The 20,389-nt window shown below is 36.8% G+C and carries 18 protein-coding genes and 1 pseudogene; 10 read left to right on the plus strand and 9 right to left on the minus strand.

Annotated features, from left to right (window positions below):
• Positions 1-67: 67 nt before the first annotated feature.
• Positions 68-1,690: an ABC-F family ATP-binding cassette domain-containing protein gene (locus IGJ99_RS00075; protein WP_029594258.1), complete on the minus strand. Its 1,623-nt coding sequence runs from the start codon at positions 1,688-1,690 to the stop codon at positions 68-70.
• A gap of 235 nt (positions 1,691-1,925) precedes the next feature.
• On the opposite strand from IGJ99_RS00075, the gene IGJ99_RS00080 reads away from it, so the two are divergent.
• Complete coding sequence (locus tag IGJ99_RS00080; RefSeq protein ID WP_438770415.1) at positions 1,926-2,447, plus strand: HdeD family acid-resistance protein; 522 nt, start codon at positions 1,926-1,928, stop codon at positions 2,445-2,447.
• 100 nt (positions 2,448-2,547) lie between these two features.
• Here the strand turns inward: IGJ99_RS00080 and spxB are convergent, their stop codons facing one another.
• Positions 2,548-4,290, minus strand: coding sequence for a pyruvate oxidase (gene spxB, locus IGJ99_RS00085; protein WP_010734547.1), 1,743 nt, complete (start codon positions 4,288-4,290; stop codon positions 2,548-2,550).
• Positions 4,291-4,449: 159 nt separating this feature from the next.
• Between spxB and IGJ99_RS00090 the strand changes: the two genes are divergently transcribed.
• Positions 4,450-5,427 carry a Gfo/Idh/MocA family protein gene (locus IGJ99_RS00090; RefSeq protein WP_438770417.1) on the plus strand — a complete coding sequence of 326 codons (978 nt, stop codon included), beginning with the start codon at positions 4,450-4,452 and terminating at the stop codon, positions 5,425-5,427.
• Between the two features lie 97 nt (positions 5,428-5,524).
• On the plus strand, positions 5,525-6,343 hold the full coding sequence (locus IGJ99_RS00095; RefSeq protein ID WP_438770420.1) for a ZIP family metal transporter: 819 nt from the start codon (positions 5,525-5,527) through the stop codon (positions 6,341-6,343).
• A gap of 79 nt (positions 6,344-6,422) precedes the next feature.
• Here the strand turns inward: IGJ99_RS00095 and IGJ99_RS00100 are convergent, their stop codons facing one another.
• Positions 6,423-6,620 (minus strand): hypothetical protein, encoded by a 198-nt coding sequence (locus tag IGJ99_RS00100; RefSeq protein ID WP_438770421.1) that lies wholly within the window; start codon positions 6,618-6,620, stop codon positions 6,423-6,425.
• 194 nt (positions 6,621-6,814) lie between these two features.
• Here IGJ99_RS00100 and IGJ99_RS00105 point away from each other — a divergent pair, with 194 nt between their 5' ends.
• Both IGJ99_RS00105 and IGJ99_RS00110 read left to right on the plus strand, forming a co-directional pair.
• Positions 6,815-7,393 (plus strand): TMEM175 family protein, encoded by a 579-nt coding sequence (locus IGJ99_RS00105; protein ID WP_023518863.1) that lies wholly within the window; start codon positions 6,815-6,817, stop codon positions 7,391-7,393.
• Positions 7,394-7,579: 186 nt separating this feature from the next.
• On the plus strand, positions 7,580-7,720 hold the full coding sequence (locus IGJ99_RS00110) for a hypothetical protein (RefSeq protein WP_153830006.1): 141 nt from the start codon (positions 7,580-7,582) through the stop codon (positions 7,718-7,720).
• A gap of 311 nt (positions 7,721-8,031) precedes the next feature.
• Here the strand turns inward: IGJ99_RS00110 and IGJ99_RS00115 are convergent, their stop codons facing one another.
• Positions 8,032-8,481, minus strand: a complete 450-nt coding sequence (locus tag IGJ99_RS00115) for a hypothetical protein (protein WP_019722679.1) — start codon at positions 8,479-8,481, stop codon at positions 8,032-8,034.
• 469 nt (positions 8,482-8,950) lie between these two features.
• Between IGJ99_RS00115 and IGJ99_RS00120 the strand changes: the two genes are divergently transcribed.
• Complete coding sequence (locus tag IGJ99_RS00120) at positions 8,951-9,979, plus strand: FUSC family protein (RefSeq protein WP_023518865.1); 1,029 nt, start codon at positions 8,951-8,953, stop codon at positions 9,977-9,979.
• Between the two features lie 52 nt (positions 9,980-10,031).
• Here the strand turns inward: IGJ99_RS00120 and IGJ99_RS00125 are convergent, their stop codons facing one another.
• The 4 genes from IGJ99_RS00125 to IGJ99_RS00140 form a co-directional block, all read right to left on the minus strand.
• A complete protein-coding gene (locus IGJ99_RS00125; RefSeq protein ID WP_010734539.1) occupies positions 10,032-11,471 on the minus strand; it encodes a 6-phospho-beta-glucosidase in 1,440 nt (479 codons plus the stop codon).
• A gap of 33 nt (positions 11,472-11,504) precedes the next feature.
• Complete coding sequence (locus IGJ99_RS00130; RefSeq protein WP_438770423.1) at positions 11,505-12,815, minus strand: PTS sugar transporter subunit IIC; 1,311 nt, start codon at positions 12,813-12,815, stop codon at positions 11,505-11,507.
• Positions 12,816-12,960: 145 nt separating this feature from the next.
• Positions 12,961-13,707: a MurR/RpiR family transcriptional regulator gene (locus tag IGJ99_RS00135; RefSeq protein ID WP_019722675.1), complete on the minus strand. Its 747-nt coding sequence runs from the start codon at positions 13,705-13,707 to the stop codon at positions 12,961-12,963.
• Positions 13,708-13,794: 87 nt separating this feature from the next.
• Positions 13,795-14,112 carry a MazG nucleotide pyrophosphohydrolase domain-containing protein gene (locus IGJ99_RS00140; RefSeq protein WP_010734535.1) on the minus strand — a complete coding sequence of 106 codons (318 nt, stop codon included), beginning with the start codon at positions 14,110-14,112 and terminating at the stop codon, positions 13,795-13,797.
• 68 nt (positions 14,113-14,180) lie between these two features.
• Here IGJ99_RS00140 and IGJ99_RS00145 point away from each other — a divergent pair.
• Together IGJ99_RS00145 and IGJ99_RS00150 are read left to right on the plus strand one after the other, a co-directional pair.
• Positions 14,181-14,743 (plus strand): annotated as a pseudogene (locus IGJ99_RS00145) (TIGR00730 family Rossman fold protein).
• Between the two features lie 445 nt (positions 14,744-15,188).
• Positions 15,189-16,016 carry a class I SAM-dependent methyltransferase gene (locus IGJ99_RS00150; RefSeq protein ID WP_194179946.1) on the plus strand — a complete coding sequence of 276 codons (828 nt, stop codon included), beginning with the start codon at positions 15,189-15,191 and terminating at the stop codon, positions 16,014-16,016.
• A gap of 121 nt (positions 16,017-16,137) precedes the next feature.
• Here IGJ99_RS00150 and IGJ99_RS00155 read toward each other — a convergent pair whose 3' ends face one another.
• Positions 16,138-17,688: an ATP-binding cassette domain-containing protein gene (locus tag IGJ99_RS00155; protein WP_228065611.1), complete on the minus strand. Its 1,551-nt coding sequence runs from the start codon at positions 17,686-17,688 to the stop codon at positions 16,138-16,140.
• A 693-nt stretch (positions 17,689-18,381) separates the two neighbouring features.
• Between IGJ99_RS00155 and IGJ99_RS00160 the strand changes: the two genes are divergently transcribed.
• Entirely contained in the window at positions 18,382-19,452 is a 1,071-nt protein-coding gene (locus IGJ99_RS00160) for a radical SAM protein (protein ID WP_438770426.1), read from the plus strand.
• 17 nt (positions 19,453-19,469) lie between these two features.
• Positions 19,470-19,733 carry a hypothetical protein gene (locus IGJ99_RS00165; RefSeq protein WP_010734528.1) on the plus strand — a complete coding sequence of 88 codons (264 nt, stop codon included), beginning with the start codon at positions 19,470-19,472 and terminating at the stop codon, positions 19,731-19,733.
• The last annotated feature ends 656 nt before the right edge of the window (positions 19,734-20,389 follow it).

Raw genomic sequence — 20,389 nt, forward strand, 5'->3', positions numbered from 1 at the left:
AAAAACAGCTGTACAACGTAAGACTACTCACGTTGTACAGCTGTTTTTATAGTTATTTTTGGAATATTTAGTTCCACAATTGTTCTAATTGTTTTTGGATGTCTTTGTTCTCTAAGAATTCATCATATGTCGTATCTGCACGATCGATCACGCCTTTATCAGAAACAGCAATGATACGATTTGCTAACGTTTGGATGAATTGGTGGTCATGAGAAGCAAATAGGATCGAACCTGAAAATGCCATCAAACCATCATTCAATGCAGTAATTGATTCTAAATCTAAATGATTCGTTGGGTCGTCTAAGACAAGGACGTTTGCTTTTGAAAGCATCAATTTAGAAAGCATGCAACGCACTTTTTCGCCCCCAGAAAGAACATTCACGGGTTTTAGTACTTCCTCTCCAGAAAACAACATACGACCTAAGAAGCTACGTAAGAACGTATTGTCGTCTTCTTCTTTACTTGCATATTGACGTAACCAATCAAGAATCGTTAAGTCCGTATCGAATTCCTTCGTTGTATCCTTTGGTAGATAAGCATTGCTAGTTGTTACACCCCAACGGACAGTACCGGTATCAGGTGTTAGATCGCCCATGATAACTTTAAATAGCGTTGTAGTTGTTATATCGTTTTCGGCAACGAATGCTACCTTGTCTTCTTTGTTTAATGTAAATGATATATCATTTAAAATCTTTTTACCATCTATTGTCACACTAACGTTTTCTACCTGTAGTAAGTCATTTCCAATTTCACGCTCTGGTTTGAATCCAACGAAAGGATAGCGACGTGAAGAAGGTTGGATATCATCCAATGTGATTTTTTCTAACATTTTTTTACGGGATGTCGCTTGTTTTGATTTTGACGCATTTGCACTGAAACGTGCGATAAAGTCTTGTAATTCTTTGATTTGTTCTTCTTTTTTCGCATTGGCGTTTGCTTGTAACTTAGTTGCTAATTGGCTTGATTCTAACCAGAAATCGTAGTTTCCTACATAAAGCTTGATTTTTCCAAAGTCTAAATCTGCCATGTGGGTACATACTTTATTCAAGAAATGACGGTCATGGGAAACAACGATCACTGTATTCTCAAATTCGATCAAAAATTCTTCTAACCAGTTGATCGATTGGATATCTAGTCCGTTTGTCGGCTCATCTAAAAGTAAAACATCTGGTTTACCGAATAGCGTTTGTGCAAGCAACACTTTCACTTTTTGGCCACCAGTTAGTTCGCTCATCAATTGATGATGCAACTCTTCAGGAATATTTAATCCTTGGAGTAAAACGGCTGCTTCTGGTTCTGCTTCCCATCCGTTTAATTCTGCAAATTCGCCTTCTAATTCTGCCGCACGAATCCCATCTTCATCTGTGAAATCTTCTTTCATATAGATGGCATCTTTTTCTTTCATTACTTCATATAAACGTTTATGACCCATGATTACTGTTTCCATCACAGTATATTCTTCATAGTCATAGTGGTTTTGTTTCAAAACAGCCATACGTTCATCTGGACCTAATGTGACAGAGCCTGTTGAAGGTTGCAAGTCACCTGATAATACTTTAAGGAATGTTGATTTACCTGCGCCATTTGCTCCAATTAAGCCATAACAATTGCCGGGAGTGAATTTTATATTAACATCATCAAATAGTTTGCGATCTGAAAAGTGCAAACTTACATCATTTACAGTAATCAATTTTTTTCCTCACTTTATGTTTATAATATTTGCCAAGTCTTCTAGAATTATATAGGGGAATGTTGAAAGTTTCAAGGAAATCAGTAATTCTTTACGTTTCACGTGAAACAATCAAAAGAAGAAAAGAGATAAACCGTTTTTTTACAACTAAAGCATTTTCATAAATGCTAAATTTTTGAAGTTATTTAAATGGGGGCGTAAGATAGAAATAGATTAGAAGAAAGTAGGGATTAAAATGAAAGAAAGTAGAAAAATTGATTGGGGTTCACTTATTTTGGGGATACTATTTGTTTTAGTTTCCTTGATTTCTTTTCGCGATCCAGTAGGTAACTTAGTTGCTATCGTTATTGTATTTGCTATTTTTGCGATCCTAAAAGGATTATTTGAGTTATTTCTACGTAGTCGAGTAAAAGAACTGACAGGATATAAAGGGAAGATGCCGATAGTGATTGGGATCATTGATTTATTGATTGGGATCTTTTTCATTTTCAATATTGGTGCGGGGGTAGTTGCACTACCATTTGTCTTCGCTGTTTGGTTTATTATTGATTCTGTTTTGGCTTTATTTACTGCTGATTTATTCAGAGGAATAAGCGCAGGACATTATTGGTTTACAGTGGTCATCAATGTATTGGGTATCTTACTAGGTATTATTTTATTATTCAATCCTTTATCCTCTGCGTTGACGCTAAGTTTTTTAGTTGGATTTTATTTTATGGTCGTTGGGATCAATCAGATCGTTTATGCGTTTAGATGATTAGTAATAAAATAAGTGTATGAAATTTGAAAAAGATCCACCTCAAATCCTATCAATTTGAGGTGGATCTTTTCTCACTAAGTTGTGGTTTACTGGACTTTTACAACTGTTTAGAAAGATGATGCGTATATATTTCATGAAGCACCGGCATATCATGTACTTCGTATTTTTCTTTGAAGCGCTCAATTTCTTCTTCGCTATACTTTCTTGGGTCTAAGTGTAAGTCTTCGACAGGTAAGGGCCGTTTGTTGGGGATCTTGACGTCGATCACGACTGGTCGATCAGATTTCGCCGCAGCATCTAAGGCAGGGCGTAATTGTTCGTAGTGTGTGATCGTGAAGCCATCGGCACCTAAGGCTTCGCAGGCTTTCCCAAAATCAGCTTGTTCAAGGGAAACACCAAATTTTTGTTGTTCAGTATCTTCTTGTTCTGCTTCGATAAATCCGAATGAATCATTTGAGAAAACGACATTGATGATTGGCAACTGATAGCTGACTTGAGTCAAGATATCTTGCATCACCATGGCAAAACCGCCGTCTCCGCTCAAAGTAAAGACTTGTCTCTCCGGAAAGCTTAATTTAGCGGCGATTCCGCCGGGTATACCATTTCCCATCGTCGCAAACCAACCCGAAGTAGTGTGTAACTGCTCACCAGTCATGTTCAGTAAACGAATCGAATGAATGGTCGTATTTCCAACATCTGTCACAAAAATAGCATCACGTTCGGCAATTCGGTTGATTTCTTTATAGACCGCTTCTGGTCGAATCGATTTCTCCGTGGGTTCTTCAAAGGACGTTAACCAACGCCGCCAATTGCGAAGATTTTCTTGATTGGCTAGATACCAAGCATCTTCTGTGCGTTCGTTCCCCAATTCAATCAGTTTTTCTAACGTTGTTTTACCATCCCCTAAAATAGCTAAATCGGTATGATGACGGCGGCCGAATTTGGCGGCATCAATATCGACTTGGATAAAAGCAGCTTCTGGATTGAAAAAGGTTCGCCCAAAAGGAAAGTCACTTCCTACAAATAAAATCAAATCGGCTTCTGCTAATGCTTCATTCGCAGGTTTTGTCGCTACCCGACCTGCAAATCCAAGAAAATTTTTGTCTTCATCTGGCACGATTCCTTTTGCTAAAACAGAGGCAACCACGGGCATTTTGAAATATTCGGTAAATTTCTTGATCTGATCATAGCCATGACGAACACCTTGACCGATGAACAAGACAGGTTTTTGAGCTTGTTCGAGATAAGGAAGGGCTGCTTTCACGTCTTCAATCTCAGGGAGGATCACCCCTGTTTTGTACGTAGAAGCATTAGAAACATCCTGCCACTCGATTTCTTCAAAACCAAAATCAACTGGGATCGTCACAACAGCGACTCCTTGATGTGCATAAGCTGCCTTGATCGCTTCATCAACGACATAAGGTAAACTTTCAGGTGTCATGACTGTCCGATTATAAACACTAACATCAGCGAAAATTGGATTTTCATTTAATTCTTGAAAGGCAGTATAATTCATAGAAGTCGAAGCCACTTGCCCTAAAAGGGCGACAACTGGGACGTGATCCATTTGAGCATCGTAAAGTCCGTTGATCAAATGAGTGGCTCCAGGACCAGCTGAGCCAAAGACAGCTCCGACTTTTCCTGTTAATTTGGCATCCGCTGCGGCAGCTAACGCGCCTACTTCTTCATGACGTACTTGGATATAATCGATTTGGTCTTTTTCATGGTACAACGCATCCATAATGGAATTGAACGAACCACCCGGAATCCCATAAATATGATCAACTCCCCAGCTTTCAAGCACTTTTACCATGGCAATACCGGCATTTATCGTTGACATTTTGATCCACTCCCTAAAAAAACAAATTATATTTATTGTCTAAAGTATAAATCTTCCTTATCAAAAGCCCAACTAAAGCGACTTTCAACCAAGTAGAGTGAAGTGCCAGTAATGTGTGAAACTATGTTATAGTGGATTCAAAATGTTAGGAGGAAGAGTATGCTGAAAATCGGTATTATGAGCGGTGCTTCGATCGTGCCACGTGTTGTGGAGGGGATCAAAGAAAGTGGCGTGGCACAAGCTGTAGCGATTGCGACACGTCGCTTAGAAAAGGCGCAACAGTTAGCCACAGAGTTAGGCATTCCAAAAGCGTATGGCAGTTACGAAGCGTTACTTTCTGACAACGAGATAGAACTGATTTATATTCCATTGATCAATCACTTGCATTTTTCAGCCGCGAAAGCCGCGATCCAAGCAAAGAAACATGTGCTTTTAGAGAAGCCTTTTACGCTACATTCGGAGCAAGCACAAGAACTCTATGCCTTGGCTAAGGAGCACAAGGTTTTTCTCATGGAAGCACAAAAAGCCCTATTTCTACCTGCGATCGAAGACTTAAAAAAAACCATTGGATCAGAAAAAATCGGTCAAGTAAAATTAGTCGATATTCGTGATGCTCGACCGGGTTCTGAAAAAATCCCTTGGTTTTGGAAGATGGAACAAGGAGGTGGCGTATTGATTTCCAACGCCTCTTACCCATTAAGTGTCAGTCAATATTTATTTGGTACAGGATTTGATGAATATAACGGCTTATGTGTAGAACATGGAGAAGGTCTGACGGATGAAGAGTGTATGGTCAACCTGAAGAAGAAAGACCTTTTCATCAGTTTATTCCTTACGACAAAAATGGATTTTACTAGTACGTATACCATCGTTGGAGAAAAAGGCACGATCATCATCCCTAACTATTGGAAAACAGACCATTATACGATCCAGATGAACAACGGAAAAGTGTTAACAAAAGATTTTCCAATGGATAGTGAATTTGTCTTTGAGATCCGTCATGTCGCCGATTTACTTTCCTCAGGTAAGAAGCAAGATACGGTGGTCGATCCAAACATGACGATTACAAATGTTCAAGTCGTTGATGATCTTTACCATAAGTGGTATGGGAATGATTGGAAAAACGTGAGGGGATAACCGCTTAGAATAAAGGATCATCAGATTAATAGTAGAATAGTAGTCACATTTTTGGCAATATGCTAGAGTAAGAATAAAAAGGTGAAAGGGGAATTGTATGGTTGATTGGTTACTGAAGCTAGAACCTTGGCAGCAAGCGTTGACGGGTACGGCGTTTACTTATTTTATGACTGCGCTTGGGGCTGGCTTAGTTTTTTTCTTTAAAGAAATCAAAAAAGATGTACTCAATTTGATGTTAGGTTTCGCTTCGGGTGTGATGATCGCCGCCAGTTTTTGGTCTTTATTAGATCCGGCAATCACAAAAGCAGAAGAAAATGGTGATATTGCTTGGCTTGTGGTGAGTATTGGTTTTGGGCTAGGGGGATTATTTTTATACATTGCCGACAAAATCTTACCACACATGCATTTTGGTCCAGCACACGAAAAAGAAGGCTTACCAACACATTTAAAACGCACGATTTTGCTTGTCTTTTCCATTACCTTGCATAATATTCCAGAAGGTTTAGCAGTAGGTGTTGCATTTGGTGCAGCGGCAACTGCAGATAATCCAACGACTGCGGTGCTAGCAGCGATCTCTGTTGCGTTAGGGATTGGTATTCAAAACTTTCCAGAAGGTGCGGCTGTTTCGATTCCTCTCCGACAAGAAGGATTAAGTCGAACAAAAGCCTTTGTCTATGGGCAAGCTTCAGGAGTGGTTGAACCGATTGCTGGAGTCATCGGGGCAATCTTAGTGACAAAAGTTGCAGTCTTACTGCCTTATGCCTTAGCTTTTGCTGCGGGTGCAATGATTTACGTCGTCGTGGAAGAACTGATTCCTGAAGCGCAACAAACACTTTCAAGTAAACGACACTATGCAGTTTTTGGTGTTATGACTGGTTTTATTATCATGATGATCTTAGATGTAGCATTAGGTTAAATGATATATCATTTAAAAGAAGTAAAAAAAGAGGCAGAAATTTTCTGCCTCTTTTTGTTTTTCATTTAGGAAAATAGTATTAGTAGTATTTTCTTTGTTGCGTGGTGCGAGTGATCCAACGGACTAACCAAATCGCAATGGCTACTGGAATCAATAATTTAATACCTAACCATAATAAACCACTGATCACGCCAACGAATAGATTGAGGACAAAGCTAGCTACGAAGAAACCTACCACTAATAGAATGATTGTTTGAAACGTATTTCTTTTTTGCATGATGATCGCCTCTTTTCTCGTTTGATAAACTTCTCAATAGAAGTTACGCTTGCTGTTTTCTATATAGTAAGTATAGCAAGGATTGATTGACTTAACCTCCACCCAGAGCCCGATTTCTACTTGCTACTTTGGTGTGAAAAGGTTGCTTTTTTGCCCTTATTACGAATAAAATGAAGCGAAAGGAGAGGAAAGTCATGCCGAAAAATCGACTAGAGGCCTTTACAGACGCCGTGATCGCTATTATTATGACGATTTTAGTGTTGGAGCTACATGAACCACACTCAGATACCTTGGAAGCGCTAGTTGCACTTGCGCCACGTTTTTTTATTTATATCATTAGTTTCTTTACCCTGGGCATTTATTGGAATAACCACCATCATTTGTTTCAAGCCGTCCACAAAGTGAATGGGCGAGTGCTCTGGGTGAATAGCTTTTTTATTTTTTTCCTGTCGCTGTTTCCATTCGTTACTTCATGGATCAGCGAATACAGTAACAGTCTTGTTCCTGAAATGACCTATGGTATAGTGATATTAGGAGCTAATCTCACGTATTATTTGTTAGCAAGGACATTAGTTGCCTCAGAGGAAGACGAGAATGCATCTATCAAAGAGTTGTTTGGCAATTATCGTAAATCCTACGTATCTATTGGTTTGAATGTCGTGGGATTGATTCTCGGATATTTGATCGCGCCCATCGCAGTACTAATAGTCAATGTCTTGATTTTGGTTACTTGGTTGATCCCAAGTCGTAAAATTGAAGCATACTATCGCTAGATACTTGAATAACATAGTCAATCAAAAGACACAGAATAGTTAGGAAATACTCCTTTCCTGTTCTGTGTTTTTTTTGTATGCTTTTGACTCTTTTAACGATTATAAAAAAATTTAACAGAAACATAAGTAAAAAATAAAAAAACAATCGAATTTTTTAGGCACAATGATAGTTAAAGAGGGATGCATATGAGAAAACGAAAAAAATTTTATCCAGCAATCATTACAAGTTTTATTACCGTACTTATTTATGTAGAGCAATCGAGGTGTAATTTGCTCGTTCTCCTGTTGTCAGTTTTACTTACTGTCATCGTCACGCTTAAAGGATAGACGATACAAAGAAGTAAACAAACTTGAGCTCGATCGGTCACAAGGTCAAAGATGACGGATTTTGTGGACAAATAGAAAGAGCTAATGAGTTATCCACTGTGGACAACTCATTATTAAATCAAAAATTTAGATAACAAGCACATTTATTTTTTGTTGTTATTTTAAATAACATAGATAAAACGATACTAAAGGATGGACAGATATTCGTTGGATCTCAAAAAAAAGCAAACTGAAAGGAAGAGGAATTTCTTCGTTTCAGTTTGCTTTTTTGTAGTATAAATATAAATCTATATTTACCCCCACAGGGTATGTCAGCGTGTGTTGTAAGGTTCTCCTTCAATGGATACATTGTTTTTATAGGCAAAGTAGCGATCATTTTTTTTCGCAATGCCAAATGTATCAGAAACATGAATGTTTTGTGGAGAGAATTTTATTGCTGGAATCGAGAACGATTGCTCTTTTGGATCAGTTACTCTGATTTCAAACGATAGTTCATTTTCATCTTCTTTTGTTAGTACGATATGAGGTGTATCATTAAAATTGATTTCTGTTACTTCGTAGATGCCTAAAAAATCGACCGAGTCACCAATGCTTTTCAATAACTGATTTTTTGTAGGAACATATTCCATTTTAATTTCGTCTGTTTGGATCATTTCAGCTTTGGAGGTAACATCTCGAACAGGAGAATTCAAAAAATGAATAAAAGAAAATAAACCGACACATGCAAACAAGCTACTGATAATTAAAATAATTTTCTTCATTTTCCTTACTTTTTGTCCTTTCTGTGTTCTCCAACGTATATGTCTGATGTTAAAATCAAAAAAACTTTATGTAACAATAAATTTTATTTTTTTTTGTTATTAAAAATGATTTCTTTCATAGTATAAATTTAAAATACAAAAAAATAAAGCAGATTTCACAAATTCTTTGAATAGATGAAAAGCTTTTAATTTTAGATAGCTAAAACTATCTATATTATTACAAATAATGGTGGTTATTATTAATTAATTATAATATTTAATTTGTTATTTAATGATTGATGGGAATTTCTGTCTGTTTAAGCGATGAAAATTGGTGTTATACTAGATAAAGTAAATTCGTTTAAATTTTTCTCTGGAAAACTCTCCTTTTACTTCTAATAGTTGATTTCTTTGATACTTCTTATAATAGACAAGACATCCTTAAGGCGAAAACGATTTTTATATACATTTCAAAATAAGGAGGTTTTTTATGGTTAAATCTTATTTTACATTTAACAAAATTCAAGAAAATCCATTTCGTATCATGAATCTGATGGTGCTGATCTTTCTCGTTTTATGGATCGGTTACATCAATCATAATTTTTTGATTTCAAGTTTCTCTTCTCTAGGTATCTTTACCTTCTTTTACTACCAGAACATTCCGATGAAGCAATTACTAAAGCGCCTATTTTTGATTGGTTGCGGTCTATTACTGGCTTTTACATTAGGGCTATTGTCGACGTATGTCATCTGGCTTGAACCATTTGCTGTTGGAGCAGTTGCTTTTTTCAGTCGGTTTATTTTGCGTTTGTTCCATATTTCTAAACCAGGGGGCTTATTCTTTGCGATGTTAGCGGCTATGGGAACGAGTATGTCCGTTCCATTTTCTCATTTGCCGACAGTAGCTTCTTTTTTCTTTATGGGTGTTGTGTTTGCTTTGATTGCTGCATTTCTAACGAAAAAAATGGATTCGCGCCCGGAACAGGAAGTGATAAAGGTATCTTTGAAGGAGCGTTTTCACCAAGAACCTTTAGTGATCATTGATTCGATTTTTTACAGCGCTGCATTATTCCTTTCCGTTTATGTGAGCCATGGCTTGAACATGAAAAATCCTTATTGGCTGACACTGTCTTGTGCCTCGATTTTATTAGCTGAGAATTTAGATGCGATGAAACATCGGCAAGTGCAATATTTGATTGGTTCGATGTTAGGGTTGTGTTTATCGGCTGTCTTATCACTGATTCCTTTTTCCCAACTTGAAACGATTTTTTTAATTACGTTTCTTTATGGTATTTCTCAGTTTTTAGTTGCCCGAAATTATGCAGTGGCGAATATTTTCTTGAACCCCATGGCATTGATGCTTTCGACATTGGTCAGGAACACGTACTTGATCTCATTGATCGAGTATCGTTTTATTGGTATCGTCATCGGTAGTTTCATTGGTCTAGGTGTAGCCTGGGTAATGAATATCGGTCTGCAACATTACTTAGCAGTTGTGAAAGAAAAATATGAAACATAACAAAGAAAGGCGGTCACGACAATGAAGTCGGATCGCCTTTCCTTGTTCGTTACTAAAGCTGTTCCCCATTGGTTTCAATCACTTGTTGGTACCAAGCAAAGGAATCTTTTTTCAAACGTTGTAAGGTTCCTTTACCGGTATTATCCTTATCGACATAGATCATGCCATAGCGTTTTTCCATTTCACCACTGCCAAAGCTGACGATATCGATGATTCCCCAAGGTGTGTAACCAATTAATGGTACGCCATCTTCAACTACTGCTTTTTTCATTTGTTCGATGTGTTCTCTTAAATAATTGATCCGGTAGTCATCATGGATCTCATTTGAATCAGTTAACTGATCGTAGGCACCAAAACCATTTTCAACGATAAACAGGGGGAGATCATAACGCTGGTACACCGTATTCAATACATAACGTAACCCAACAGGATCAATCGGCCAGCCCCAGTCAGAAGCAGTAATATAAGGATTTTTAACTAGTTTTGCTGAAGGAATATCTTCTGTTTGTCTGCCCTCAACATCGGGAAGAGTTGTGATCGTTCCCGACATATAATAGCTAAAACCGATATAGTCAACAGTTCCTTGACGTAAAATTTGTCGTTCTTTCTCGCTAATATCGATTGTGAGCCCTTTTTGTTCCCAATACTTTTCTGTGTAGGTAGGGATTTCTCCGCGTACATGGACATCACTGTAGAAGAAACGACGTTCATTTGCTTTGACTGAAGCAATCATATCTTCTGGCGCACAGGAGTAGGGATAGATTGGAACGTAAGCCATCATACAACCAATCTGAAAATTGGGATTGATCTTTTTCCCTTCATTGACAGCCCAAGCACTGGCAATCAGTTCGTTGACTCCTGCTTGGAATACTAAGGCCTCTTTATCTTGGTCATCTTCAATGATCATGGCTGAATTGGTCCAAACATGAACGGGCTCTTGTCCGTCCGCCTGATTATTGATTTCATTGAAGGTCATCCAGTAAGTTACTTTGTCTTTGTAACGGTCAAATACGCACTGAGCAAATTTAACAAATAAAGGAATGACCGCTTTATTGGCAAAGCCACCAAAATCTTCATAAATGGCATAAGGAATCTCAAAATGAGACAACGTAACTACCGGTTCGATCCCGTTTTTTAAGCATTCATCAAAAAGATCATCGTAAAATTTTAATCCTTGTTCATTCGGTGTTTCTTCTTGACCAGTAGGAAAGATCCGACTCCATGAAATGGAAGTGCGTAGACATTTTAAGCCTAGTTCTTTAAATAATTGGATGTCTTCTTTGTAACGATGGTAAAAATCAATGGCCTCGTGATTTGGGTAATATTCCCCTTCGATGATGCCTTTAGTGATCTTCCGCGGAATCCCATTTCCGCCAGCAGTCATAACATCAGCGATACTTGGACCTCGTCCATCAATATTCCAAGCACCTTCTGCTTGATGAGCAGCAATTGCGCCTCCCCATAAAAAATCTTTGGGTAACTCTCTATTCATACAAATTCCTCCTAAGTTTCAGTGATTCTCAAGTTATATCTCTGTGCGTTGTGCGCGGTTGGAAGCCATGACAAAAGGTAGGTAAATCAAAACGGAAATCGCTAAACAAAGTACGCCTATTACAATTCCCATGATATTCCCACCAGTTCCTAAAAACAAATTGATGATCCCTGGGGTGGTCCAAGGTAAACCAATCGCTGGTGATGGCATGATTGGCCAGACGACTGTGACGAAGTAACCGACCAGAATATTGACCATCGGTGTTAAAACAAAAGGAATGATCATAATTGGATTTAAGACGATCGGTAGTCCAAAAATCATCGGTTCATTGATTTGGAAAATACCTGGTACAAAAGATAGTTTGGCGATTTCGCGATATTCAGGTCGTCGTGAAGCAATAAAAATCGCAATGATCAAGCCTAAGGTCATACCCGTTCCACCCATGTTTGCAAACATATCGTTCAAAATGCCCCAAGTTTCCTTGTAAGGGACATCCCACAGCGAACCACCATCATTGATGAATTGGAGATTGGCTAAGTCTTGCTCGGTAAAAATCGCTGAACGAACAGCATTCAATGTGTTTGGACCATGAATACCAATAGAAAATAGCAGTGTCTGAATAAAAGCTAAGAGTAGGACGCCAAACACATTCCCACCTAAGTCACGTAAAGGTGCTTGGATACCGGCATAAATCAACTCGTTGATTCCTTCAGGCGCGATCATCAAGACGAAGAAGTTGATCAAAGCTGACATAGAAACAACGACAATGATTGGGATCATTCCAGAAAAAGAGCGAGAAACAGCTGGTGGAACGAGTTCAGGCATCTTGATTTGTAATTTCTTGACTTTGAATAATTTCGGTAAGAATTCGCCAACCAAGCAAGCGACAATCATCGCAACGAATAAACCTTGAGCACCCAAATATTGCGTCGAGATGACATTCATTTCATCGACTGCAAAAGAAGTAGGGTAAAAAATCATAAAGCAAGCGACACTAGTTAGCCCAACTAAGGTTGCATCAGCTTCGAAATGTTTTGCCAACAGCTGAGCGACTAAAAAAGCAATAAACAAACTCATGATATTGATTGTGCCATTTGCTACAGAAGCAAGGACTTGTTGTGCACTTTCTAAATTTGGAAAAATACGTGAAAGTTGAAATAATTGCACGATAAAACTGTCTTTTGAAAATAAAATATTATTGACTAGGATGACTAATGAAGAAGAAATCGTCAATGGAAAAATAAGCATGAATGCATCTCGAACGGCTGCAATATGTCGTTGGTTGTTTAACCGTGTTGCAATAGGAACAAGACTTCGATCTAATAAATCATTGAATTTTTGCATAAGAATAACACCTTTCGCTATATGATGGATTCATTATAGCGAAAGGTGTGAAAGAAAAGTAAGCGCATTCTTATTTAGGATAAAAATTTGGAACAATGAAAATTATTTCGTGGTAGGAACATAGTGTTCCAAATTGAGTGGTGAATCATTCATCCTCTAAATAACCGATCAGTGTTTCAAGGATCGCCATGGAAGGTAGCTGACTAGTCAAATCAAGAAAGATGTCTTTCCGTTCTTCTTTAATGGCATAGTCAATTGAGTAATCACACAATTGGGCCAATGAACTTTCTTTATGAGCGGTAATACAATACTTATGCACGCTATCCGCATGAGCTAAACCTGAAATTACTTCGATCAGTTCTTTTGTTTCACCTGAAACACTCAAAAAGACTAACGCATTTTTTTGATCTGGACGCAAAAAGCTACGAATCGGATAAGTCAGTTCATCTAAGCTAATACAAAAGTAACCGATATTCGCTAATTTTCGTGCCACATATTGCGCTAATGCTCCCGAAGCCCCCATGCCCATAAATAGGATAAAATCAGCTTGACGCAATGTTTTTGCCATTTTTTTGATTTGATATTCAATATCGGGATGAAAAATCGTCATGTTCAACTGATTGATTCGTTCTTCTAACATTAATTGCTTGTCATCTGTTTCATAATGGGCTTTTTCCAAATGATTTTTAATATAAAAACGAAATTCCGGAAAGGAATCAAAGCCGACTTTTTGGATAAAACGAAAGACAGAAGTTGACGAAACATGCGCATCCGTCGCAATATCTCGTACCCGCATATAAGGTATTTTCTCAAGGTTATTAACGATAAAGCGGTAAATCTCTTGTTCAACGGCAGACAATTTATTTAAGTTAAGACTTTCAAAGATAGCCATGTGTTTACCTCAAGATTCTTTTTCTTTAGAGTATAGCACGATGGAAAGGGTTTTTCTAAAAAAATTGGAAATGGCATCGTGAGAAGACTACATATTGAACCGCTTCTCTAGTTTTTGTTTGTGGTGATGAATGATTTCTTCGAAGGATAGGTCATATTTATCAGCAAGAATCAGAACATTATCTAAGACATCACCCAATTCCTCCATCAGATTTTCCTTGTAAAAATCAATTGTTTGTATAGATTCATCCGGACGATCACGACCGATTTCGAGACTTCGAACCGCTCTTGAAACTTCGCCAACTTCTTCAGTTAAAAAGCCGATACGGATAAATGGATCGTAGTCGTACCACTTTCTTTTTTTATAAAAATCAACCACCCAGTCGTTGTATTCTTTTATGTTCATGTTGAGGTTAACCACCTTTCAATTATATAATAGCATAAGCTGAAAAAAATTTGGAAGGGGTTTCGGAAATAAAGATTGCAGTCTATTGCGGAGCAAGTAAAGGGAATTCTCCAGAATTTGAACGAGTAACGAGAAGCTTAAGTGAGTGGATCGGGAAGAATGAGTATCAGTTGGTTTATGGTGGTGGAAACGCTGGTTTGAAGGGGATTATTGCTGATTCAGTACTAGGATCTGGAGGGAAAGTGACAGGTATCATGCCTGACTTTTTGGCAAAACGAGAACTAGCAAAAAAGATGGCACCTCTTTGATGATCGTGTCGTAGATGCACGAACGGAAACAAAAAATGATTGAATTATCAGATGTCTATATTGCGTTACCAGGTGGCCCAGGAACCATCGAAGAAATTACTGAAGTAATCTCTTGGGGGAGGATCGGGCAACATGTCAATCCGTGCGTGTTAATGAATTACAAAGAATTTTTCGATCCTTTAAAGCAGCAGTATCAAGCCATGGTCAATCAAGGCTTTTTAACAAGAGAAGAGTTCGATAAAATTTTGTTTGCGGATGCGCTGACAGAAATTCAACCTTTTGTAGATCAGTATATCCCGCCTAAAATCAGGGAGTATAAATAAAATCAATTACATGAATGCTCCTCTTTCACAACGACTAAAATAGTTGGCTGCGCCATCCAGGAATATTTCTCCCGTTTAGAAAAAATTACTTTGATGTCCCATTATTTTATAGGTATGCTTCTTTTACGATCGTTTTATATTTACCAGAGAAAAATTGACAATTACTGGTATGTCCTATAAAACGAAACTATAAATTTAACAGAAAAAGGTGATGAATCCGGCATATCAGATGTTATATAATCAGTAACATGGGTATGACTGGAAGCGAGTAAATAAAATCAATTCAATAGGTAAAAAATTTAGCTGAGACACAGCTTTATTTAGCGTACCTATGTATTTGATTTTATTTTACTCGCATCTTCGCCTTATGCAGGGAAGCCGTAGAGTAAAATCTACGGCTTTTTCTTTTGTTCAAATTTATAAAAAAATGAGGAGATGGAAAACAATGATTGAAACACTTTTAAACAAACCAACACTTTATCAACAAACGAAAGGCGCATTTTGGGATGATCGTCACATCTCAAAACAAATGTTACAAGCACATCTTGACCCTGAATTTGAAGGCGCAAGTCGAAAAGCTGGGTTTATTGATGAATCTGTTCGTTGGATCAATACAGTAATCCCGCCGAAAGCCTATCCAACATTATTAGATATTGGCTGTGGTCCGGGAATCTATGCAGAAAAATTTAGTCGATTAGGGTATGAAGTAACGGGGCTTGATTTTTCTAAGCGTTCGATAGCATATGCCAAAAAATCTGCGGAAGACCAACAGTTACCGATTACGTACCATTACGCAGATTATCTGACAATGGATTTAGATAAACAATACGATAGCATCACAATGATCTATTGTGACTTTGGAGCGTTATCAGCGAGTGATAGAAAAAGATTATTAGAAAATATTTATCAGCATCTAAAACCGACGGGAAAAGTTTTATTGGATGTTTTTTCGATGGCAAGTTATCAATCATTTGAAGAAAAGCGAGTTTGGGATACTTGTCCAGACGGAAGATTCTGGACAGATGAACCTCATGTAGCATTACAATATAATACAAAATACAACGAACATGTAACTTTAGAACAAACGACGATCCTTACCGATCATGAAAACAAAAATTATTATCTATGGATGACGTATTTCACAAAAGAAACTCTGCAAAAAGAAATGGAAGCTGCTGGTTTTGTTGTTAGTGGGTTTTACGGGGATGTAAAAGGAAGTCCTTATGATGAGAACTCGCCGACACTAGCAGTAGTGTTAGAAAAGAAAGAATAACAATTTTACTATTAGTCCAAAAGGAAAATATCTAGCGTAGATAAAAGCAGGAATCCACAAAAGTCGTTCATCGGATTTTTGTGGATTCTTACTTGTTTTTTGAAGAGGACGGAGGATAGATCTATACAATCGTTTCTACACGAGAAGAGATTTGAATGAACTTATTGGCAAAATTTTTATTTTCCTTGTCATGAGAGGTGAATAAAATGATTTTATTTTGTCTTACGTTCATGAGTGTGTCAAAGATGGCATCCGCAGAGTCTTTGTCGATACTACTCGTACTTTCATCTAGAATCCATATCCTACTGTCTTGGAGTATCATACGGGCAATGAACACGCGTTGTTTTTCGCCCCCCGACAGGTTTGCGCCATTATCAATGATTAAAGAATCCCAGTCTTTGTTTTTAAAAATCGGAGCAAGAAGTGTTGAATTTCTCAGCGCTTCTTTTTTTTCTTCTGAAATCGGTTGACCAAGAGTGATATTGTATTCAAGTGTATTTGAAAAGAGCAAAGTTGTTTGAGAAAGATAAGTGATTTGTTCTCTGACTTGCTTCCCATTCAACTGATCAAGAGGGAAGTCGTTGATATAGATACCATTACTTGCATAAAAGCTCAAGATGGCTTTTATCAGCGTCGATTTTCCAGAACCTGAAGGGCCTTCGATATAACAAATATCTCCTAAATTCAGTGTTTCAGTCAATGACAAATGGATTCTTTTCGCATTTAATGCCATCGTGATTTGCGGATCGGTAAATTTGATGCTAGTGATTGGATCAATTGGTGTGCCGGATAAATCTTCTTGATGTAGTTCTAAGTTTTCTTGAACAAATTGTTGGTTTGCCACGACTGTTCGATAATCGACATTGATTTTGGATAAGTCAGAAAGGGAAGTGAAGAAAACGGGCATTAATATACTAACTACCATCATATTATTCAACTGGAGCTGTTGGTTATACACCAAGTAGCTGATCGTTATAAAAATAATATTTTGAGAAAGTTGGTTGATGAATGAGACAGTATAACTAGTGATTTGAGCAAATTTATTTGTTGCTGCCAAACTTGTGTACATTTTTTTGAGTGTTTTTGAAGTTAGTTGTTTGACAGTATCAAAGCTAGGTAACATTTTAAATTGTTCTGGATTACCCAAGAGCAAAATCAAATCTTTTTGAGCATTGGCATTTTCGTCTTGCATCGTTTTGATTCTTTGATTGAGTGTTTTATTGATAAAAAGATAAGAGAAGATGTTAATAGGGATCAAAAGAAGCGTAATCAGGAAAATAGTTGCATCGAGGGTTAAAAATATACCTAACACGATAAGAATAGAGATGGCTGATTTCAGTACTAAAAAGAAGCTGGTCGTCATAAACATATAGGAGGTATCTACAATTCTGAAAATTCGAGTGACTAGATTACCAGATTCTAAATTGATATATTTCTCAAATTTCAAAGTATATATTTTGGCTAACAAATCGGAAATTGAGTTCAAATTGAATTTTTTTGCAAAATTTTCTCGGTAAATGATCAAACAAACCTGAAAAAGATAAGAGAGTGTCATGGCACCAATTATTAGGAAGATAATAGGAAAAATAGTGGTTGACTGATAACTATTGATACTATTAAGGATGAAGGGAGCAATCAAGGTGGTTAGTACGGTTACTAAAACTAATAACATAGATATAAATAGATATATGTAGCCTTTCTTTGAAAAAAAATTCATTTTCCATTACACTCCTTAAGTACGTGGTTGACAAATCATTATAAAGAATATTATACTTTTATTAGGAAAAAATGGAAAGGTTATTTTTCTCTTTTTCCTAAATTTGTGAGTGTGTAAAGACAGAAAAATTAGGTAGTTACTTAACAGAATTTATGTTGTTTCGTATGCTCATGCTGATTTTTTGATATGGTTTGAAAACGTAAAGGAGGAATAGTAATGTTCAAAAAACCTGACTTGAAAAGAATTACAGGTACATACGCAGTTCCATGCAACTGTGGGATTATTGCTGGTCAAGGATCGTAAATAGAGATGAGACGATGACAACATGTCTTACCTCAAGAAATAAGCTGAAGATTACGGAAATTGTTCATACGATTTTTGTGACTTTCAGTTTGTTTTTTTTGAAAGGGGTTTCAAATGTTTGCTACTTATTTTTGGTGCAGAAAGTGGGCGCTCCCTTCGGTTTACCCTGCGAAAATGAATTTGTGGTTTAAAAAATGAGGTGATTTTATCCGAATCAAAGAGAATCTTCATGCCTATCGATTCAATGAACAATTTATTGTACATAATGTCCTACGTAGTACATGGATATTAGTTGATCAAGAAGAATTAAACAAAATAAAAAAGCAAGATTACAAACATCTACCAATGGCAACCCAGAAAAAGATGGATCTGTTTCAAATCCTTTTAGAAGACCCGATTGAAGTAGAAAAAACGGAGCATGGAATACCAGAGACAGCTTATTTGGTTATGACCCATCAATGTAATTTGAACTGTGTTTACTGCTATGCAGAAGCCAGTCCTGAAAAGGAATATGAGGATAGTTTAAATTTTGTCGAATGGATCGACGTTCTCAATCAATTGAAGGATTGCGGTGTAAAGAAAATTATCTTTACTGGCGGTGAGGTTGGGTTAAGTAAGGATGCGCTAAAATATATCGATTATGCCAAAAAAATTGGTCTAACTATTGGTTTGATCACGAATGGGACTTTAGTGCGGAATGCAAAAGATGCAGCGTTTCTAGCTGAAAGATGTGCTTCGATCACCATCAGCTTAGATTCGATCGATCAAGTTGCAAATGATAAAAATAGAGGGAAAGGCTGCTATCGCATAGCAATGAGAGGGATTCAAAATCTATTAGACTTGAATTATCCAAATATTGCAGTCAATACGATCATTACCAATAATAATTTCAATAATATTGACGAAACGGTGGAATTTTTAAAGAAGAATAACATCAATTATAAATTAGGCGGATTCAGTGAACTAGGACGTGCAAAAATGGCAGAGATTTCTTTAACTGATAGTGAGAGAACAGAAATCGAGTTAAAACAAAAGAACAAAAATCGTTCACCATTTTTAAAACCTTTCACCATCAAAGAATCCTGTGGACTTGGCGTTGGAGAATTTGCAATCAATCCTGTTGGTGATATATTTGCCTGTAAACTGTTAGAAACTGCTGACTACAAACTGGGAAATATTAGAGAAAAGCAACTTAGCGAGGTTTTTGGCGAAGAGAATATTGCTTTTATTCGCTCTCAAAGCATCAATCATTTAACAAAATGTAATGATTGTTCATTCCGTTACTTATGCGGTGGAGGATGTCGTGCACATCATTATTATGCAACCAATGATACCCAAGGTGTAGACGAAGCAGAGTGTAATTTGATCAAGGAAATCCTAAAGCATCAAATGGTTCGTAGCTGTACAAATGAATAACGAAAAGAGTGGAAGACATGAAACTCAATGAGCACATCACTTATGAAAAAATGGGTAATGACTTATACATCATGGTCGAGGATGAACGTTATGTTTTAGACAATGACGTAGCAATTGATATATTTAATTTGTTAAAGGCTGAATCGACGAAAGAAAACATAAAAGCCTTTGTGCGAGACAAGTATCGTTTAGATCAAGAATTTACAGATGATGAAAAAGATAGTTATGTAGAGGAATTTTTGACCGTACTTAAAATTAATGGAATTATGATTGGATCTTGAAGATCGTTGAATCTAGCAAAATAAGCAGCAACCGATCAAATTTGATGGGTTGCTGCTTATTTTTTCGAGAGGAGACCGATTTGTTCTACTCTCGTTTTTAGTGATGCTGAAAGTAGCACGCCATTGACACGTATGGACGAAAAGTACTAAAAACTACTTCCCCAAACAATTTTTAGTCCCGATTGTTTCATCCACAATAATTGTATTCAGGATAGCAGTCCTTCGTTCGTTTATCAATAATCTAATTTTTGATACAATATAAGATAACGAACCAATCTATATTGTATTACTGAGCTATCCATTATCCAAAGTATAACATCTTTTTCCTTCCGCTCTATTTATTATTTTTTCTCATATTAAAAAAATAGTATACTAAATCAATTTGTTTTTAGATTTGATAAATTATTGAGTTCACTCATAAAAAAATATATTTCAATCTCAAGATAGACTGGTCGAAAATGAATAACCAAGCTATCTTTTCTAAAACTACTAGTACAGAAATCAAAACAGTGTATATTTATCTGTGAGTAAAAAAGTTGCTTTTTCCTTTCTTTTAATGGATTATAAAAATAGATGTTTTTGTACTTTATTTACTCTTTTAAAAATTCAGATAAATCTTTTATTAGCAATAAAATTAATACAGTTTTTTTTCTTTG

Source organism: Enterococcus sp. AZ095b, from assembly GCF_051714725.1.
Lineage (GTDB): Bacteria > Bacillota > Bacilli > Lactobacillales > Enterococcaceae > Enterococcus_B > Enterococcus_B pernyi.

Excerpts from the sequence above, each read along its gene's own strand:
- IGJ99_RS00135 (WP_019722675.1), bottom strand. The coding sequence starts at position 13,707 with ATGGCTATCTTTGAAAGTCTTAACTTAAATAAATTGTCTGCCGTTGAA.
- IGJ99_RS00120 (WP_023518865.1), top strand. The coding sequence starts at position 8,951 with ATGGTTAAATCTTATTTTACATTTAACAAAATTCAAGAAAATCCATTT.
- IGJ99_RS00090 (WP_438770417.1), top strand. The coding sequence starts at position 4,450 with ATGCTGAAAATCGGTATTATGAGCGGTGCTTCGATCGTGCCACGTGTT.
- IGJ99_RS00160 (WP_438770426.1), top strand. The coding sequence starts at position 18,382 with ATGGCAACCCAGAAAAAGATGGATCTGTTTCAAATCCTTTTAGAAGAC.
- spxB (WP_010734547.1), bottom strand. The coding sequence starts at position 4,290 with ATGTCAACGATAAATGCCGGTATTGCCATGGTAAAAGTGCTTGAAAGC.
- IGJ99_RS00110 (WP_153830006.1), top strand. The coding sequence starts at position 7,580 with ATGAGAAAACGAAAAAAATTTTATCCAGCAATCATTACAAGTTTTATT.
- IGJ99_RS00130 (WP_438770423.1), bottom strand. The coding sequence starts at position 12,815 with ATGCAAAAATTCAATGATTTATTAGATCGAAGTCTTGTTCCTATTGCA.
- IGJ99_RS00095 (WP_438770420.1), top strand. The coding sequence starts at position 5,525 with ATGGTTGATTGGTTACTGAAGCTAGAACCTTGGCAGCAAGCGTTGACG.
- IGJ99_RS00155 (WP_228065611.1), bottom strand. The coding sequence starts at position 17,688 with ATGTTATTAGTTTTAGTAACCGTACTAACCACCTTGATTGCTCCCTTC.
- IGJ99_RS00165 (WP_010734528.1), top strand. The coding sequence starts at position 19,470 with ATGAAACTCAATGAGCACATCACTTATGAAAAAATGGGTAATGACTTA.
- IGJ99_RS00140 (WP_010734535.1), bottom strand. The coding sequence starts at position 14,112 with ATGAACATAAAAGAATACAACGACTGGGTGGTTGATTTTTATAAAAAA.
- IGJ99_RS00100 (WP_438770421.1), bottom strand. The coding sequence starts at position 6,620 with ATGCAAAAAAGAAATACGTTTCAAACAATCATTCTATTAGTGGTAGGT.
- IGJ99_RS00125 (WP_010734539.1), bottom strand. The coding sequence starts at position 11,471 with ATGAATAGAGAGTTACCCAAAGATTTTTTATGGGGAGGCGCAATTGCT.
- IGJ99_RS00115 (WP_019722679.1), bottom strand. The coding sequence starts at position 8,481 with ATGAAGAAAATTATTTTAATTATCAGTAGCTTGTTTGCATGTGTCGGT.
- IGJ99_RS00080 (WP_438770415.1), top strand. The coding sequence starts at position 1,926 with ATGAAAGAAAGTAGAAAAATTGATTGGGGTTCACTTATTTTGGGGATA.
- IGJ99_RS00150 (WP_194179946.1), top strand. The coding sequence starts at position 15,189 with ATGATTGAAACACTTTTAAACAAACCAACACTTTATCAACAAACGAAA.
- IGJ99_RS00105 (WP_023518863.1), top strand. The coding sequence starts at position 6,815 with ATGCCGAAAAATCGACTAGAGGCCTTTACAGACGCCGTGATCGCTATT.